This window comes from Microvirga sp. P4_G7, assembly GCF_056401005.1.
This window is the reverse complement of record NZ_JBFUKD010000674.1, coordinates 1-1,941: the sequence shown is the minus strand read 5'-3', so window position 1 is coordinate 1,941 and position 1,941 is coordinate 1. Positions and strand designations below refer to the sequence as shown.

At 58.1% G+C, this 1,941-nt stretch carries 3 protein-coding genes; 1 reads left to right on the top strand and 2 read right to left on the bottom strand.

What is annotated here, in order from left to right; genetic code table 11:
- The coding region (locus AC1DT3_RS19405; protein WP_477466850.1) for a DNA circularization N-terminal domain-containing protein at positions 1 to 352 on the bottom strand (352 nt) is incomplete at its 3' end.
- Positions 353 to 405: 53 nt separating this feature from the next.
- Here AC1DT3_RS19405 and AC1DT3_RS19400 point away from each other — a divergent pair.
- The gene (locus AC1DT3_RS19400; protein WP_477466849.1) at positions 406 to 648 is read left to right on the top strand and encodes a hypothetical protein; all 243 of its coding nucleotides are present in this window, start codon (positions 406 to 408) and stop codon (positions 646 to 648) included.
- Between the two features lie 15 nt (positions 649 to 663).
- On the opposite strand, the gene AC1DT3_RS19395 is transcribed toward AC1DT3_RS19400, so the two are convergent.
- The coding region (locus AC1DT3_RS19395; protein WP_477466848.1) for a hypothetical protein at positions 664 to 1,941 on the bottom strand (1,278 nt) is incomplete at its 5' end.

Genomic DNA, 1,941 nt, shown 5'->3' with positions numbered 1-1,941 from the left:
CTTCAAACTCGATGCCGTAATAGCCGAGACGTTCTTTCTCATGGTTCGTGCTGACGTCGCCAGAGATCATGACCGACACGGGCCCCAGCATCGGCAGGACCAGAATGCCGATACCGGGTGCCGTCAACGCCGCTACCAGAGCTCGGCCGTGTGCATCGGCCTGATCGTTGGCGATGTACGCGGTGACGCGATAGCGGGTCGCCTTACGCCCCATGTCCTCGGTGCGGGTTTCCTCGCTCCGAACATACTCGTGAACCGCGATGTTGCGTCCAGCCACGAGGCTTTCCTGCTGGACATGGAACTTCACGCCACGAAAGCTTGCAGCCCGGAGCGTCTTGATCCAATCACGCATTGCAATACTCTTGCAGAATGCACATCATGCCGCACTGTCAAAAGGGGGCATGCATGCGCTGGGACGAGAAAACGGGCGAATTTGAAGTCTTCAGGATGAAGAAGATTCGCCGAGCTGTGATACCAAACGTCGGTATTGCTCTTCGGATTGAGACTTCCGCTGGAGATCTCGGAGACGGCCCGGACCTTCAAATCGGTCTGACCATTCGGGAAGCGCGTAACCTTGCAAAAGAGCTGCTCCATTCGGCAGAACTTGCGGAGCTGGGCGGTCCACCCTCGAAGGCTTATTACAGCTAGACATTTTTCTCTTTCCTAAYGCGGCCCTGACTTGATCTGGGGCATCGAGGTGCCGACGTTTGCTTTGATGTGACCAGTCGACTGCGCCGACATGCCGGTCACCCTCCCGTCACCCTCGACTTGAACCCGCACGTTGACCGTGGCGGCGCCTGTGACGTCTGCTTCCACCTTGCCGGTAACGTCCACGGGCTTTTCGACGATTGCCTCTAACTTGCCGGATTCGAAGATGGATCGAATATCGCTGAGTGTCGAAGTCGACCCCGGCCGCGCGGGTGGGAGCGGAGCGACACCAGGAAGCGCGCCGCTGTCCCAAGGAGTCGAGTGTCCATCTGACCCACCTGGCCCAAAGCCAAAACGGCTGCTTCCCGCGATTCCCCGCGCTGCGCCGGGCTTGTTGATGCCCAATCCCTGTGCGCGCCGGCGTGCACCGACGACCTCAGTGATCTGCATGTTGGTCTCATCGTGATCTGCAACCGCACGATCCAAGCCTTCGCTGCGTCTCACAATAGCCTCGAGTCGAAGCCTCTCGGTCGCCCGCGCGCTGGCGCCGAACTCTCGACGGGGAGATCCCGTCGGAAGACTGTCAAGAGCGTCGTACTTACTGAGGCGCGAGCGAGCGCTGTCCGCCTCTTCTCTCGCCAATTTCTGCGTCTCCTCGATGCGCTCACGATCTTTTAGATTCTTGCGAGCGGCCAGTATTTCGCTCAGGGGCTGGTCGACATCTTGTCCCGTCAAGATTCCATTGGTGAATACGTCAACTTTCTGGCCCCAGTGCGTCCGCTCTCCGCTCCTGGCGCGTTCAATCTCGTCATTCAGAAATTTAACGGATTTGCCAATTTCCTCCAACGTACGCGCTGCACCGAGGTTGACCGCCACGTCACCTGTCTGCGTGACGAAATCCCCCCACGCATTGGAAAGACGAACCAGCTTACTTTGGTTATCCTCGAGAACGCGCCCCAAAGCCTTCATGGTCGAGCCGTCGGCCCTGTTCAATGCCGCCGCGAGTTGGTCGACAGCGCCCTTCTGCGACAAGAGCGCTCGCATACCTCGAGCGAACTCCATGTCGGTAAACAGTTGAGGGACTTTCGAAAGGTCACCCTTCAACGCTTTGTCCGATAGATCGACGAACACCGAGAGGAGGTCTTTTCCCTCCTTGCGAGCCTTCGTCATTTCCTTCCGCAGGTCGATACCGAACTTGTCAAACTTCTTGGCGGTCTCATCCGCCTCCATTTTGGCGAAAACATTCTGCAACGATGCGGCTGCTTCCTCAGCCGTTCCRGTCTGGTTTCTGAC